The organism is Rhodobacteraceae bacterium LMO-JJ12, assembly GCA_021555075.1.
GTDB lineage: Bacteria > Pseudomonadota > Alphaproteobacteria > Rhodobacterales > Rhodobacteraceae > JAKGBX01.
In genome coordinates, this window is record JAKGBX010000001.1 from 693,688 (window position 1) to 710,025 (window position 16,338).

Annotated in this window: 13 protein-coding genes; all 13 read left to right on the plus strand. The window is 59.4% G+C overall.

Going from position 1 to position 16,338, the window contains the following annotated elements:
• The first annotated feature begins 22 nt into the window (after positions 1-22).
• Complete coding sequence (locus tag LZG00_03295) at positions 23-1,363, plus strand: 8-oxoguanine deaminase (protein ID MCF3593018.1); 1,341 nt, start codon at positions 23-25, stop codon at positions 1,361-1,363.
• 177 nt (positions 1,364-1,540) lie between these two features.
• Positions 1,541-2,932 (plus strand): magnesium transporter, encoded by a 1,392-nt coding sequence (mgtE, locus tag LZG00_03300; protein ID MCF3593019.1) that lies wholly within the window; start codon positions 1,541-1,543, stop codon positions 2,930-2,932.
• Entirely contained in the window at positions 2,929-3,486 is a 558-nt protein-coding gene (locus LZG00_03305; GenBank protein ID MCF3593020.1) for a 5-formyltetrahydrofolate cyclo-ligase, read from the plus strand. Before mgtE ends, LZG00_03305 begins: the two co-directional genes overlap by 4 nt.
• A gap of 115 nt (positions 3,487-3,601) precedes the next feature.
• On the plus strand, positions 3,602-4,072 hold the full coding sequence (locus LZG00_03310) for an OsmC family protein (protein ID MCF3593021.1): 471 nt from the start codon (positions 3,602-3,604) through the stop codon (positions 4,070-4,072).
• A gap of 39 nt (positions 4,073-4,111) precedes the next feature.
• Positions 4,112-4,930, plus strand: a complete 819-nt coding sequence (locus LZG00_03315; GenBank protein MCF3593022.1) for a TIGR00282 family metallophosphoesterase — start codon at positions 4,112-4,114, stop codon at positions 4,928-4,930.
• A gap of 397 nt (positions 4,931-5,327) precedes the next feature.
• Entirely contained in the window at positions 5,328-7,142 is a 1,815-nt protein-coding gene (locus LZG00_03320; GenBank protein ID MCF3593023.1) for an SLC13 family permease, read from the plus strand.
• A 173-nt stretch (positions 7,143-7,315) separates the two neighbouring features.
• Positions 7,316-8,305, plus strand: a complete 990-nt coding sequence (locus LZG00_03325; protein MCF3593024.1) for a BMP family protein — start codon at positions 7,316-7,318, stop codon at positions 8,303-8,305.
• Positions 8,306-8,350: 45 nt separating this feature from the next.
• Positions 8,351-9,880, plus strand: a complete 1,530-nt coding sequence (locus LZG00_03330) for an ABC transporter ATP-binding protein (protein MCF3593025.1) — start codon at positions 8,351-8,353, stop codon at positions 9,878-9,880.
• On the plus strand, positions 9,877-10,944 hold the full coding sequence (locus LZG00_03335) for an ABC transporter permease (protein ID MCF3593026.1): 1,068 nt from the start codon (positions 9,877-9,879) through the stop codon (positions 10,942-10,944). Before LZG00_03330 ends, LZG00_03335 begins: the two co-directional genes overlap by 4 nt.
• Entirely contained in the window at positions 10,944-11,885 is a 942-nt protein-coding gene (locus tag LZG00_03340) for an ABC transporter permease (GenBank protein MCF3593027.1), read from the plus strand. Before LZG00_03335 ends, LZG00_03340 begins: the two co-directional genes overlap by 1 nt.
• Positions 11,885-13,156 (plus strand): amidohydrolase family protein, encoded by a 1,272-nt coding sequence (locus tag LZG00_03345; GenBank protein MCF3593028.1) that lies wholly within the window; start codon positions 11,885-11,887, stop codon positions 13,154-13,156. The genes LZG00_03340 and LZG00_03345 overlap by 1 nt, the downstream gene beginning before the upstream one ends.
• Before the next feature lie 144 nt (positions 13,157-13,300).
• The gene (locus tag LZG00_03350) at positions 13,301-14,341 is read left to right on the plus strand and encodes a fatty acid desaturase (protein ID MCF3593029.1); all 1,041 of its coding nucleotides are present in this window, start codon (positions 13,301-13,303) and stop codon (positions 14,339-14,341) included.
• 108 nt (positions 14,342-14,449) lie between these two features.
• Complete coding sequence (gene ilvD, locus LZG00_03355; protein MCF3593030.1) at positions 14,450-16,282, plus strand: dihydroxy-acid dehydratase; 1,833 nt, start codon at positions 14,450-14,452, stop codon at positions 16,280-16,282.
• The last annotated feature ends 56 nt before the right edge of the window (positions 16,283-16,338 follow it).

Consider the following 16,338-nt stretch of genomic DNA (forward strand, 5'->3'; position numbering starts at 1 on the left):
AAACGACCCTTGGGAGGCTTTGATGGCCGAGACACTGATCCGCAATGCCGATTTTCTGTTGACGATGAATGATGCGCGCGACGAATTACGCGGCGCAGATATTTTGATCCGCGATGGTGTGATCATTGACGTGGGGCAGCGGTTGCAAACCAGCGGTGACGTCATTGATGCGACGGCCTGTGTGGTGACGCCGGGGTTGGTCAACACCCACCATCATCTCTATCAAAGCATGACCCGCGCGGTGCCGGGCGGGCAGGATGCGTTGTTATTTGGCTGGCTAAAAACGCTCTATCCGATTTGGGCGCGGATGGGGCCGGAGGAAATATTCGTCTCGGCGCAGGTGGGTTTGGCCGAGCTTGCGCTTTCGGGCTGCACTTTGACATCAGATCACCTTTACCTGTTTCCCAACGGGGCGCGGTTGGATGACACTATTGCCGCGGCGCGCGAGGTGGGGCTTCGGTTTCAGCCGACACGCGGCGCGATGAGTATCGGTGAAAGCGATGGCGGTTTGCCTCCCGATTTGCTGGTCGAGCAGGAAAACGCGATTCTTGAGGATTGCATTCGGGTGATTGATGCACATCACGATGCGCGCGAGGGGGCGATGGTGCGGGTGGGTGTGGCGCCTTGTTCGCCGTTCTCGGTCAGCCGCGAGTTGATGCGGGATGCGGCGCTTCTGGCGCGCGACAAGGGGGTGATGCTGCACACGCATCTGGCAGAAAATGAAGAGGATATCGCCTATTCAAAAGAGATGTTCGGCTGTCGCCCCGGACAATACGCTGAAGATTTGGGGTGGACTGGCCCGGATGTCTGGCACGCCCATTGCGTGAAGCTGGATGGGCGCGAGATTGACCTTTTTGCGCGCTCGGGGACCGGGGTGGCGCATTGCCCTTGTTCGAATTGCCGACTTGGCAGTGGCATTGCGCCGGTGCGTGCAATGCGCGATGCGCGGGTCAACGTGGGGCTGGGTGTGGATGGATCGGCCAGCAATGACGCGGGCAATCTCGTGGCCGAAGCGCGTCAGGCGATGCTGCTTCAGAGGGTGATAAACGGTGCCGATGCAATGAGCGCGCGCGAGACACTGGAGATTGCCACGCGCGGCGGTGCCGAGGTTCTGAACCGGACGGATTGCGGCCAGATTGCACCGGGGAAACGTGCTGATATCGCGATCTGGGATGTGTCGGGAATTGAAAGCGCGGGAAGCTGGGATCCGGCGGCTTTGCTATTGGCAGGACCGACGCGGGTGCGGGATCTGCTGGTTGAGGGGCGGCGGGTTGTTGAGGGTGGGCAAATGGCGACGCTGGACCTGCCGCAGGTGATCGAGCGGCAAAACCGGCTGGCTCTGGGCCTGGCGGAAAGCGTGTGACCTCTTTGCTTTTGAGGTGAGCGAGGCCGTCAGGATTGGAGACGGAGATTTCGCTGTTTCCCGAGTGTGGGAAATTTCATCAGACCATGCGAATTGCTGTCGGGAATTGCATGAGGGCCATTGTTTTTTTGCCCGTTCCTCTCGTAAGGTCGGGCCAAAGAAAAAGGGGGCAAGGCCATGAGCGATCAGGACCAGCTGGCAAGCGAAATCGATGCCCCGGAAGATGACTTCTATGAGTTGAACCGACGGTCTGTCGGGGCCATTCTGGATGCTGTGGAGCAGGGCGACCGAGACCGGTTGGTCGCGCTCATGGAACCGCTGCACGCGGCCGACATCGCCGACCTTCTCGAACAGATCAGCAGCAATGAGCGGCGGCGCCTGATCGCGCTCTATGGGGTCGAATTCGACGGTGAGATCCTGTCGGAACTTGACGAGTCGATCCGTGAAGAGGTGATCTCGGTCCTCAACCCCGAGGTCTTGGCCGATGCGGTTCGCGAGTTGGAAAGCGACGATGTTGTTGACCTTCTGGAAGACCTTGAAGAGCCGCAGCAGGAAGCCATTCTGGGCGCGCTTGACGATGCCGACCGGGTCGTTGTCGAACAGGCGATGGCCTATCCGGAGGAATCCGCCGGGCGGTTGATGCAACGCGAAGTGGTGATGGCGCCCGAGCATTGGAATGTCGGGGAAACCATTGATTTTCTGAGAAATTCCTCAGAGCTACCTGACCAATTTTATCACGTGATCCTGATTGATCCGAAGATGCGGCCGACGGGATATGTGACGCTTGGCAAGCTCATGGGCAGTTCGCGCGCCACCAAGCTTGTCGATATTACCGAAGAGAGTTTTCGCAGCATCCCAGTCTATCAGGATGAGGGCGACGTGGCCTATGCCTTTAACCAGTATCACCTGATTTCCGCCCCGGTGGTGGATGAGGATGACCGGTTGGTCGGGGTGATTACGATTGATGATGCCATGGCCGTGCTTGACGAAGAGCATGAGGAAGACATCTTGCGGCTGGCCGGTGTTGGTGAGGGGTCGCTCACCGATCGGGTGTTGGAAACGACGCGTCAACGGCTGCCTTGGCTGGCGGTGAATCTGGTCACAGCGGTATTGGCGAGCCTGGTGATCGCGCTGTTTGAAGATGTGATCGTGGGGTTCGTGGCGCTGGCTGTGTTGATGCCAATCGTGGCCTCTATGGGGGGGAATGCCGGCACGCAGAGTCTGACCGTGGCGGTGCGCGCGATTGCCACGAAAGACCTCACCGGCTCGAACGTCTGGCGGGTGATCCGGCGTGAGGCTCTTGTAGGGCTGATCAATGGGTTGATCTTTGCCGTGGTTATGGGCGCTGTCGGCGTGATCTGGTTCGGCTCGCCTTTGCTGGGGGCGGTGATCGGTGCGGCGATGGTGATCAATATGGTGGTCGCCGGATTGGCGGGAACGGTTGTCCCTGTCATGTTGGAGAAACTGGGGGTCGATCCGGCATTGGCCTCGGGCGCGTTTGTGACCACTGTGACGGATGTCGTCGGGTTTTTTGCCTTTCTCGGGCTGGCGGCGATGGTGTTGATTTGAGCGATCTGGCCGAGCGGAAAGCGGCTGCGCGCAAGGCAGCATTTGCACGACGCAAAGCGGCGCATGAAAGCCATGGCCCTGGGCGGGCAGGATGCCTGAGCGAGGTTTTGGCCGGGTATCGTGGGGTGCCCCTGTCGGGCTTCCTGCCGATCAGAACCGAAATCAGTCCGCTGGCAGCGATGGAGGAAGCGGCGGCGCATGGCCCGGTTGGTGTGCCGGTCATTATTGGTGCGGGGCAACCTTTGAAGTTTTCGATCTGGACGCCGGGCTGTGCCCTGAAGGACGGCCCATTTGGCGCGCAAGTACCTGTTGTGGATGATTTTTTTGAACCAGAAATCTTGATTGTGCCGTTGGTTGCCTTTGATCGTGCGGGGGGGCGTCTGGGCTATGGCGGCGGTTTTTATGATCGCACGTTGGAGGGGCTTCGCAAGGTGAGACCGACCTTGGCGATTGGTTTCGCCTATGGTGCGCAGGAGGCCGAGGCACTGCCGCTGGAACCCACTGATCAGCCGCTTGATATGGTTGTGACGGAACGCGAGATCATCACGTTCTAAGGGTGTTTTGGTTTCACAGTGGGAGGGGGCGATGCGGTTGGAAAATGAGTATTAAGGGAAAGATGAAGCGCAAGCACAGTGAGACGCAGGAGCAGCATAGGCGAAGGGGAGAGCCATGGCGCAGGCGCATGATTTCGAAGCAAAAGTAGTCTGGACCGGTAATCGTGGCGACGGCACGCGCAACTATCGCGCCTATGATCGCACGTGGGAGGTGCAGACACCGGGCAAAGCCGTGATCGAATGCTCCAACGACCCGAGCCTTGGTGGTGATCCGGCGTTGCATAATCCGGAAGACATGCTGATTGCGGCGCTCTCCTCGTGTCACATGCTGTGGTATCTGCATTTGGCCAGCGAGGCCGGGGTTACTGTTCTGGCCTATGAAGATGTGCCCCTTGGTCATGGCGAAAGCGATCCTTCCGGTGCCGGACGTTTTGTTGGCGCGACTTTGCAGCCTAGGGTGACTGTGGCGGCGGGAACTGACCTTGATCGCGCTGAATCACTTCATCACGAAATCCACAAGGTTTGCTTTATCGCCCGTTCGGTGGCCTTTCCGGTTCGGATCAAGGCGCGATTCGAAATCGGCTGACCCCTTGCCTCTGCTCGTTCCAGAGCCTAGGGAAGGGCGATGAAAATACTCTTTCTTGGCGATGTGATGGGCCGTGCCGGGCGCCGGGCGGTGAGCGAAAATCTGGCGCGATTGCGCGCCGATTGGCGGCTCGATTTCGTGGTGATCAATGGCGAGAATGCCTCCAATGGCATGGGGCTTACGGGCGAGCATGCCAAGGGGCTGCTTGAGGCCGGGGCCGATTGCGTCACGCTGGGCGATCACGCCTTTGATCAGCGCGACATGCTGCAATTCATCGAGAGCGAGCCGCGTGTTTTGCGCCCGCTGAACTTTGCCAAGGATGCGCCGGGCAGGGGGGCGCGGGTGTTTTCAGACGCGCGTGGCCGCAAGATCCTGGTGACGCAAATTCTCGGCCAGGTGTTTATGAAGCGCTGTTTTCACGACCCGTTTTCCGAGATAGAACAGGCACTTAAAGCGCATCCCCTGGGCGGCGCGGTGCAGGCGGCATTGGTGGATGTGCATTGCGAGGCGACATCGGAGAAGATGGCGATGGGGCATTGGTGCGATGGCCGTGCCAGCCTTGTTGTAGGCACGCATACCCATGTGCCCACAGGTGATGCGCAAATCCTGCCGGGCGGCACCGCCTATCTGACCGATGCTGGGATGTGCGGCGATTATCTAAGCGTGATCGGCATGGAAAAAGGCGAACCAATGCGCCGCTTCATAACCGGCATGGCCAAGTCCCGGTTCACCCCGGCGAATGAGGAAGCGACGCTTTCGGGGGTTTATGTCGAGACTGATGATCGCACTGGCAAAGCCACGCGTATCGAGATGGTGCGCCAGGGCGGGCGGTTGCCCCAATCCGGGCCGCAAAGCTGACTTTGAAGCCCAGCCAGAGCAAACGCAGTTAACCAATCGTTATGCTATCGCTGCAATGGGTTAACGCCACGCATGGGCTGCGAATCAGGGGGGTGATTCACGTCTGACTTCTGGCTGTCGGGCGTCTGCCCTGCGCAAAGCCAGAGGTTAACCGGGCATTTATTTAATGCAGCGCTCGCGGCTGCGCGCGTTTTGCGTTTCATCTTTCCAAGAATACTCAACATCCCGATGCCGTCTTGCGCATCTTCCTTTCAGGAATAAGCGCGACCGAGCGAAGCGAGGCGCCCCCCGCGACGCCGAAGGCGGCGCAATGCCTCTCATCAGCACGCAACTGCACTTTCGCACGGTCTGCGGATAGGTCACTATGCAAAGGAGCAAAAAGCGAGCGAGCGGCGCGATGGAGTTATTCGAGTTTTCCCAGACCGGACAGGCGTTGATCACGTTGGCGGTTGTTGCAGCGATGTTCGTGCTGTTCCTGCGCGAGGTCTATCCCACGGAAGTAGTTGCGATGTCCGGTGTCGCGGTGCTTTTGATGCTGGGAGTGCTGCCCTATGAGCGGGCACTCGATGTATTGTCGAACCCTGCGCCCTGGACCATCGCGGCGATGTTCATCGTGATGGGTGCATTGGTGCGCACCGGCGCGCTGGATGCGTTCACACGCTACGCCGATGCCCAGGCGCGCACCAATCCCAAGCTGGCGATTGGGTTGTTGTTGGGGTTTGTCATTCTTGCCAGCGCGGTGGTATCGAACACGCCGGTGGTTGTCGTGATGATACCGGTCTTTGTGCAATTGGCGCGCACGTTGGGAACAAAAGCTTCGAAACTGCTGATCCCGCTCAGCTATGCGGCGATTCTCGGGGGAACGCTGACCCTGATCGGGACATCGACGAACCTGTTGGTTGACGGGGTTGCGCGGGCCAGGGGTATGGAGGCGTTTTCGATTTTCGAGGTCACGCCGCTGGGCATCATTCTGGTGATCTGGGGCATGATCTATCTGCGCTATATCGGGCCCTGGTTGCTGCCCGAGCGCGATAGCATGGCGATGCTTTTGTCGGACCGCTCAAAAATGAAGTTCTTTACCGAACTGATGATCCCCACCGATAGCGAGTTGATCGGGCGGGAGGTCACCGATGTGCAGCTTTTCAAACGGTCAGGCGTGCGGTTGATCGACGTGATCCGCGGCGATGCTTCGCTTCGCCGGGCACTCAAGGGGGTGACGATCGAGCCGGGGGACCGCGTGGTATTGCGCACGCAGATGGCCGAGCTTTTGAGCTTGCAACAGGACAAGAACGTCACTGCGGTGGATCAACCGAGCAGGGCCGAGCAGGCAAGCCTTGTGGATCAGGTGAGTTCGGTCGAGACCACCACCGTTGAGGTGCTGATCACTCCGGGATGCAAGATGGTCGGGCGGTCGCTTGGCAATCTGCGCCTTCGGCGGCGCTATGGGGTTTATCCGCTGGCGGTGCATCGCAAGAACCAGAACATCGGGCGCCAGCTTGATGATCTGGTGGTGCGGGTGGGAGATACGCTTTTGCTGGAAGGGGCGTTGGCCGATATTCAGCGACTGTCGGTTGATATGGACATGGTGGATGTCTCGCAGCCCTCGGTGCGGGCGTTCCGGCGCAGTTATGCGCCGGTGGCGATTGCGGCGCTGGTCGGGCTGGTGGCGCTGGCGGGGTTTGGCGTGGCGCCGATCTTTTTGTTGGCGATATTGGCGGTCACCCTGGTGTTGGTGACGCGCTGTATTGATGCGGACGAGGCGTTTTCATTTATCGACGGGCGTCTGTTGGCGTTGATCTTTTCGATGCTGGCGATTGGCGCGGCGTTGGAAGCGTCGGGTGCAGTCACGCTGATCGTTGAGGCGGTGGCGCCTTATCTCATGTTGCTGCCGGCGGCGTTGATCGTCTGGGCGGTCTATTTGCTGACCAGTGTTCTGACTGAGTTGGTGAGCAACAATGCCGTGGCCGTGGTGGTGACGCCGATTGCCATCGGGTTGGCCGAAGCAATGGGGGTGGATCCGCGCCCTTTGGTGGTGGCCGTGATGGTCGCGGCGAGTGCGAGTTTTGCCACGCCGATCGGCTATCAGACCAACATGCTGGTTTACGGGCCAGGTGGGTATAAGTTCACTGATTTCCTGCGGGTTGGTGTGCCGCTGAACCTGTCGGTCGGGATATTGGCGAGTGCGATTATTCCGTTTCTGTGGCCGTTGTGAGAAAGAAAATTGGGTGCCTTATTTCTGCGCAGTTTCGTGCGGGCATAGAAAAAACAGGTGTCCGAGGCCGGTAAAGTTTGACTGGACGGTCAAATTCGGGAAGTCTGAGATGCACGAAGAAACCGAGCCTGCACCTTGTTATCGGGAGTGTAGGCCAATCAGGGGGATATAATATGTCACGCACAATGATGACGCGGCGGCTGGTTCTGGCCGCGACGAGTGCGCTGGGCCTCGCTTTGGCGACCGGGGTATCGGCGGCCGAAAAAGTTAAGGTGGCGGCGATCTATACGCTGCCGGTCGAGCAACAATGGATCAGCCGGGTTCATCTGGCGCTGAACACAGCTGCTGAGCGCGGCGATATTGATTATGTTTTCTCGGAGAATGTGGCGAATACCGACTATGAGCGTGTGATGCGCGAATATGCCGAAGCGGGTCATCAGTTGATCGTCGGCGAGGTGTTTGGACTTGAGCGTGCGGCGCGCAAGGTGGCCAAGGATTATCCCGATACCGGGTTTTTGATGGGGTCAAGCTTTGGCCCGGTTGCGCCGAATTTCAGCGTGTTTGACAACTGGATTCACGAGCCGTCCTATCTGACCGGGATGATCGCGGGCGAAATGACCGAGAGCAATACCATCGGCATGATCGGCGGTTATGCGATCCCCGAGGTCAACCGGCTGATGAATGCGTTCATGGATGGCGCGCGGGCGGTGAACCCTGAAGTGAAGTTTTTCGTGAACTTCATCGATAGTTGGTATGATCCGCCCAAAGCCAAGGAGAGCGCGTTTGCGATGATGGATGCGGGCGCGGACATTATGTATGCCGAGCGCTTTGGCGTGTCGGATGCCGCCGTTGAGCGCGGTGTGAAGGCGATTGGCAACGTGATCGACACCTCGGGCGATTATCCCGAGACAATCCTCACCTCGGCGCTGTGGCATATGGAGCCGACGATTGATCGCGCCATTGCGGCGGTTGCGGGCGGTAGCTTTGAGGCGGCGGATTACGGCCAGTTCAGCTTTATGGGCTATGGCGGTGGATCGCTTGTGGCTGACGAGGCGCTGGTGCCTGCGGATGTGATGAAAGCCGTGAAGGAAAAGGAGGCAGAGATTCTCGACGGGCTGTTCAGGGTCAACGTGAACGACGCCGCGCCGGTTTCTGACGGCTAAGGAAATGAGGCCCCGGATCGTTTGGTTCGGGGCTTCGCTTATCAGATGACAAATCCCCCTGTTCTCTCATTGCGCGGCATGACCAAGCGGTTCGGTTCGGTTGTGGCGGCGGATGCGATTGATCTTGATCTTGCACGCGGCGAGGTTTTGGCCCTGTTGGGTGAAAACGGCGCGGGCAAGACCACGTTGATGAATATGCTGTTCGGGCAGTATTTGCCTGATGAGGGCGGTGTGCATGTCTGGGATGACAGTGGCGTTGAGCGGATTTTGCCGCCCGGTCAGCCACAGGCCGCGATTGATGCGCGCATTGGCATGGTGCATCAGCATTTCACGCTGGCCGAGAACCTGAGCGTTCTAGATAGCGTGCTGCTCGGCACCGAAAGCCTGTTCAGCCCGTTTCGCAAGCGGGGCGCGGCGCGTGATAAGCTGCAAGCCCTGATGGATAGTTCGGGGTTGAATGTGCCACTGGATGCGCGAATTGGCGATCTTTCGGTGGGTGAGCGGCAGCGGGTCGAGATTTTGAAGGCTCTTTACCGGGATGTAAGGATTTTGGTGTTGGATGAGCCGACCGCCGTGTTGACGCCGCAGGAGGCAGACACGTTGTTCGCGGCGGTGCGCGGAATGGTCGATAACGGGCTGTCGGTGATTTTCATCTCGCACAAGCTGCGCGAGGTGTTGGCGTTCTCAGACCGGATTGCGGTGTTGCGCCATGGCAAGAAGACCGGCGAAATGGTGACGGCCGAGGCGGATGCGGCCATGATTATTCGCATGATGGTGGGCGAGGATCACGCCAGCCCTACGCGAGAGGCGGGCAGCCCCGGAGATGTTGTGCTGACCATGAAGAACGTGAGCGTGGCACCGGGCAAGGAGATGCGTGCGCTTCGCGATGTGTCACTGGCGCTTCGTGGTGGCGAGATTATCGGGATTGCGGGCGTGTCGGGTAATGGGCAGAGCGCGTTTGCGCAATTGCTTTCCGGGCTAATCGTGCCACAAGCGGGCGAGATCGAGATCGGCGGCGTGGTGCGGCGCAAACTGACCCCCAAGGACGCGTTGAAGGCCGGAATTGGGCGGATACCCGAGGACCGCCATCACGATGGTGTGGTGGGGGCCTTGAGCGTGGCGGAAAATCTGGTGATGGAGCGGCTGGACGCGCCGGACGTGTCGCGTGCCGGGTTCCTGCGCAAGGGTGAGATTGCGCGTCATGCCGAGGCGTTGTGCAAGCAATATGATGTGCGCGGGCCGGGGATTGAAGCGGAAGCCAAGCTGTTGTCAGGTGGCAATATTCAGAAGCTGATTTTGGCGCGGGTGCTGGAGAACAGTCCGGGCATTATTCTGGCGAACCAGCCGACGAGGGGGCTGGATTTTCGCGCAGCGGCAGAGGTGTCGCGACGATTGCTTGAAGCGCGCGCGCGCGGCGCGGGTGTTATCCTGATTTCTGAGGATTTGGACGAGGTTTTGTCATTGGCTGATCGGATTTGCGTGATGCATGACGGGCATTTGGTGGAAACGGCAAGCCGGGACCGTGCAGAGATCGGGTATTTGATGGCCGGACAGAAGCCGGGGGATGCGGCATGATCGAGATTGTGCCGAGAGAGAATGTGTCGCGCGGGATGCAGGCCCTGGTGCCGGTGATTGCGGCGGTGGTGGCGCTTTTGCTGGCGGCGATCCCGCTCTGGGCGGCGGGGGCGCCGGTGATTCCGTCCTATGCAGAGATGTTCAAGGGCGTGTTCGGGTCGATGTTCACCTTTACCGAGATGCTGACGCGGGCGACGCCGCTTATCTTTACCGGGTTGGCGGCGGCGGTGGCGTTTCGCGCGCGGCTCTGGAATATCGGGGCGGAGGGGCAGTTGTATCTGGGCGCGTTGGCCGCCGTTTGGGTCGGGACAGGGATGTTTGACGGTCCGCCAATGTTGATGATCCCGCTGGTGGTTTTGGCGGGGGCGGTTGCAGGTGGGTTGGGCATGCTTTTTCCTGCCGTTTTGAAGGTGCGGTTTGGAGCGGATGAGGTTGTGACCTCGTTGCTGCTCAATTTCATCGTGCTGATCTTTGTGCAGATGATGCTGGAAGGGGCGTTCAAGGATCCTATGGGATTGGGCTGGCCGCAATCGGCGCCGATTGTGGATAACGCTGTGCTGCCGCAACTTCTTCCCAGAATGCGGATTCATGGCGGTTTCTTGATTGCCATCGTGCTGGCGTTGATCGCGTGGGTGGTGATGAGCAAGACCGTTTGGGGTTTGCGCCTGCGGGCGGTGGGCGAAAACCGGGCGGCGGCGAGGCATGCGGGGCTTGGGGTGAACAAGGTTTATCTCACCGTTGCGCTGGCGTCTGGTGGGCTGGCAGGCCTCGCGGGCGTGAGCGAGGTGGCCGGGTTGAAAGGGTATCTGACCGCGGATTTGTCGCCGGGGTTTGGCTATACCGGGATTATCGTGGCGATGCTGGCGCGGCTTAATCCGGCGGGTGTGGTTCTGGCGGCGCTCTATGTGGCGAGCGTATTTGTCGGGGCTGATAGCATGAGCCGGGCGATGGGTGTGTCGAGTTTCTTGGCCGATCTGACAGTTTCGATGTCGTTGATTTGTGTGCTCTTGGGCAGCTTTTTCGTGAGCTTCCGGTTGCAATTTGCGCGGGGGCCAGCGGCATGATGGATATTCTCAATATTTTCCTGAGCGAGAGTTTTTGGGCGGCGAGTTTGCGGATTGCGTCGCCGTTGATTTTTGGCGTTTTGGGCGCGCTTTTGTGCGAGCGGGCCGGGGTGTTGAACCTCGGGATTGAGGGGATTTTCGTGGTCGGTGCGATGACCGGCTGGATGGCCGTGTGGCTGGGCGCGGGGCTTTGGGGCGGTGTGTTGATTGCGGCGTTGTCTGGGGCGCTGTTCGGGCTGTTTCATGCCATTTTGACGGTGCCTTTGGGGTTGTCGCAGCATGTTTCAGGGCTTGGAATAACGCTGTTTGCCACCTCGGTGGCGAGTTTTACCTATCGCACGGCGCTGCCGCAGGTGAGTTCGCCGCCACGGATTGAGCCGTTTCGCGCGCTGGATATTCCGGTGCTGAGCGATCTGCCGTTTGTCGGGCCGGTGTTGTTTCAACAAACGGCGCTGACGTGGCTGGCGTTGCTCATGGTCGTGGTGGTTTGGTGGGTCTTGAACCGAACCGCGCTGGGTGTGGCGATCAAGGCGGTGGGCGACAGCCCGGATGCGGTGAACGCGCAGGGGCTATCGGTAATGAAGTTGCGCATGGGGGCGGTTGTGGCCGGATCGGCCTTGATGGCGCTGGGCGGGGCGTTTTTGACGATGAGCGCGTTTGATGCGTTTTTCTTCGGGATGGTGAACGGGCGCGGCTGGATCTGTATTGCATTGGTGATTTTCGCCAGTTGGCAGCCGGGCAAGGCGCTCTTTGGGGCGCTATTGTTCGGGATGTTTGATGCGTTGCAGGTGCGGTTGCAGACCGAGACGGGGGCGTTCATTCCGGGGCAGGTGTTCTTGATGATGCCCTATATCCTGTCGATCATCGCGCTGGTGATCGTGGCGAGGAAGGCGGATTATCCACGCGCGTTGTTGGTGCCGTGGCGGAAGGGGCAGAGATAATGGTCGATCTGTTGGTGAAAAATGCCGTTTTGAAGGACGGCAGCGCGGTGGATATTGCCTGTGATGCGGGTGTGATTGTCGGGGTTGAGCCGGGGATTGAGGCCGAAGCTGGCGAGGTGATTGATGCGGGCGGTTGTTTGGTGGCGCCGCCGTTTGTTGACCCGCATTTTCACATGGATGCGACGCTGAGCCTTGGGCGGCCACGGATGAATGTGTCGGGCACGCTTTTGGAGGGTATTGCGCTCTGGGGGGAATTGAAGCCGTTGCAAACGGTGGATGAAATTGTCGAGCGGGCGCTGAACTATTGCGATCTGGCGGTGGCGCAGGGGATCGGCGCGATCCGTAGCCATGTCGATACCTGTGACGATGAATTGAAGGGGGTTGAGGCGCTTCTGGAGGTGCGTGAGCAGGTGAAGGATTACCTTGATCTGCAATTGGTGGCGTTCCCGCAGGATGGGGTTTTGCGCGACCCTACGGCGATGGAAAACACGATCCGCGCGCTTGATATGGGTGTTGATGTGGTGGGGGGTATCCCGCATTTTGAGCGGACCATGGCGGATGGAGCGCAATCGGTTACGGTGCTCTGCGAGATTGCGGCGGAGCGCGGGTTGATGGTGGATATGCATTGCGATGAGAGCGATGACCCGATGAGCCGCCATGTTGAAACGCTGGCTTATGAGACGCAAAGGCTGGGCTTGCAGGGGCGGGTGACAGGGAGCCATCTGACGTCGATGCATTCGATGGACAATTATTATGTCTCGAAACTGATCCCGCTGATGGTGGAGGCGGGGCTGCATGCGGTTCCCAATCCGGTGATCAACATCATGTTGCAGGGGCGCCATGACACATACCCCAAGCGGCGTGGGCTGACGCGGGTGCGCGAGCTGCGTGATGCGGGGATTTGTGTGGGTTTTGGGCAGGATTGCATGCGTGATCCTTGGTATTCGCTGAGCCGGGCTGACATGTTGGATGTGGCCTGGACCGGGCTGCATGTCGGGCAATTGTCGAGCATGGAGGACATGCGGTGGTGTTTTGAGGCTGTGACGGAGAATTCGGCACGGATCATGGGGCTGGAGGGATATGGCGTCGCCAAGGGCTGTGCGGCGAATTTCAACATTCTGCACGCGGGTGATGCGATTGAGGCGATCCGGCTGCGTGCGACGCGTTTGAAGGTTGTCCGGGCGGGCAAGGTGATAGCCGAGACGCCTGCGCCAGTGGCGCAGTTGGACCTGCCGGGGCGTGCGGGCTTGGCCGATCCGAAGCTGGCATAGGTCGGAATCATGAATTGCAATAGGTCGGCAATTTTTTCTTTTATTCGGGAAAACCTCCCGTTTTAGGCTTTTCTACATATATTGCTTGCTATGCTGGGCAGGTCGTTTATCGGTTTGCCCCAACGAACGATAAAAAGCAGGCATATGACAGAGACATCCTTTTCCGATCCGTCCCAAAGTGCGCCGGGGCATAGCTCTGGGCGCGAATGGGTGAAGACTTTGGCGCAATATCGCGAACCGCGCACGCTACGCTCGGCCTTTGAGCTGGGGGTGAGTGTGGTTCCCTTCCTGCTGCTTTGGGTTCTGGCCTGGATGTCGCTTTCGGTGAGCTATTGGCTGACCTTCGGGCTGTCGGTTGTGAATGCGTTGTTTCTGCTCAGGCTGTTTACCATTCAGCATGATTGCGGGCACGGATCGTTTTTCAAGCATCGCTTGCTGAGTGACTGGATCGGTCGGGTGATCGGGGTTCTGACGTTGACGCCTTATGATGTTTGGCGCCGGACGCATTCGATCCATCACTCATCGGCGGGAAACCTGGGCAAGCGTGGGGTCGGCGATATTCATACAATGACAGTGGCGGAATATAGCGCGCTGCCACGATGGAAACGGCTGCATTATCGGCTTTATCGCAATCCGATTACGCTGTTTGTGTTGGGGCCAGTCTATATCTTCTTTGTGCAAAACCGGGTGCCTGTGGGCCTGATGAACGGCGCCAAATATTGGGTTAGCGCGATGGCCACGAATATCGTGTTGGTCGCCGGCCTCTGGGTGATCTGGTATTTTGGCGGATGGGGCGCATTGTTGTTGATCTTTCTGCCGTCGACCCTATTGGCGGCGGCGGCGGGGATGTGGCTTTTCTATGTGCAGCATCAGTTTGAAGATACCCATTGGAACGCCGAAGAGGATTGGCAATTGCACGATGCGGCGCTCAATGGCAGCTCGCATTATGTTCTGCCCCAGCCGTTGCAATGGTTCAGCGCGAATATCGGCATTCACCATGTGCACCACCTTTATAGTCGCATTCCGTTTTACCGGTTGACCGAGGTCTTGCGCGATCAGCCGCTGTTGGCGGCGGCAAATCGGATGACCATCCGCGAGAGCATCGCCTGTGCACGGCTGCATTTGTGGGATGAGCAGAGCCGCAAGCTGTTGTCGTTTTCGCAGGCGCGCGCGCTTTACGGTTGATGCCGGCGGGGGAACTCCACGCTGAGTGCCACGCGCGAACTTCGTGTCTTTCTTGTCAAACCCATGATCAGGTGATCTGCTGAGCCTTGCAAATGCGAGGAGGGCGGAATGGCGGAATTGAGATCATCACGGGTTACCCAAGGCAAGACCGCTGCGGCGGCGCGTTCGCTCTGGTTGGCTGGCGGGGTGAAACAGGAAGATTTCGGCAAGCCGGTAATCGCGGTGGCCAATTCCTTTACCGAGTTTGTGCCGGGGCATGTGCATCTGGCCAAGGTGGGTCGGTTGATCTGTGATGAGATCTGGGCGGCGGGGGGCATCGCGCGCGAGTTCAACACCATCGCGGTGGATGACGGTATCGCGATGGGCCATGACGGGATGCTCTATAGCCTGCCCTCGCGCGAGTTGATTGCCGACAGTATCGAATATATGGCCGAGGCGCATTGCGTTGATGCGATCATCTGTCTGAGCAATTGCGACAAGATCACGCCGGGGATGATGATCGCGGGTTTGCGCCTCAACATTCCGGTGATCTATGTGTCGGGCGGGCCGATGGAGGCGGGGCGCTTGCCGGGGCAGAAGGAGATCACGCGGGTTGATCCGATTCAGGCTTATATCGCGGCGTTTGATCCCGAGCAGGACGGGGCGGCGCAGGCGATTGAGGACAATGCCTGTCCGACCTGTGGGTCATGTTCGGGGATGTTCACCGCAAATTCGATGAATTGTCTGGCCGAGGCGATTGGGCTGGCGCTGCCCGGGAATGGCTCACTGTTGGCGACGCATGCGGATCGCAAGGTGCTGTTTCAAAGCGCGGCGCGGCGGATCGTGGACCTGGCGAAGGCCTACTATGAGGGGGGTGACGAGAGCGTTTTGCCGCGCAATATCGCCACCAAAGCCGCGTTTGAGAATGCGATGACTGTCGATGTGGCGATGGGCGGGTCAACCAATACGATCCTTCATATGCTGGCCATGGCCGCGGAAGCCGAGGTGGATTTCACCATGGCCGACATCGACCGGATTAGCCGCAAGGTGCCACATCTTTGCAAGCTCTCGCCCGCGACGCAGGCCTATTACATGGAGGATCTGCATCGTGCGGGCGGCATCATGGCGATCATGGGTGAGTTGCAGCGAGGTGGTCTGCTGGATGTCGGCACGGGGACGGTTTCGGGGGTGACTCTGGAAAAGCAGCTGGCCGAGTGGGACGTATTGCAAAACGACGCGCCCGAGATCAGCCATTTCTTTCGTGCGGCGCCGGGGGGCAAGCACACGATTGAGGCCTATGGGCAGCAGATGCGCTGGCAGGAGATGGATCTGGACCGCGAGGCGGGCTGTATCCGATCCATCGCGCATGCCTATTCGCCCGAGGGTGGGCTGGCCGTGTTGCGCGGCAATATCGCCGAAGATGGCTGTGTGGTGAAAACCGGGGCGGTGCCGGGGCAGATGCTGCGTTGGGAAGGGCGCGCGCGGGTGTTTGACGATCAGGAGGCCGCGCTTGTTGCGATTGATGGCGGAGAGATCGGGCCGGGCACGGCGGTGGTGATCCGCTATGAGGGCCCGAGAGGCGGGCCGGGGATGCAGGAGATGTTGAAGCCGACGATGAGTCTGAAGGCGCAGAAGGTAGATGACACATGCGCGTTGATCACCGATGGGCGGTTTTCCGGTGCAACCTCGGGGCTTTCGATTGGTCATGTGTCGCCAGAGGCGGCGGCGGGCGGCGCGATTGCCTTGGTGCGCGATGGGGATGTGATTGCCATCGACATTCCGGCGCGCAGGATTGAGCTGATGGTTGATTTCGGGGAGTTGACGGCGCGACAGCTGGACATGGAAAGCCGTGCGGCACCGTGGCAACCGGGCGCGCGGCCACGCAAGATCACGGCTGCTCTGAGGGTTTATGCCAGCTTTGCCGAAAGCGCGGACAAGGGCGGGTTTCGGCGGGTGCCATGAATGCAAGGCGATCACGAAATCGCTTAAACCCCTTGAAACCCGGCCTGTGAGACCTC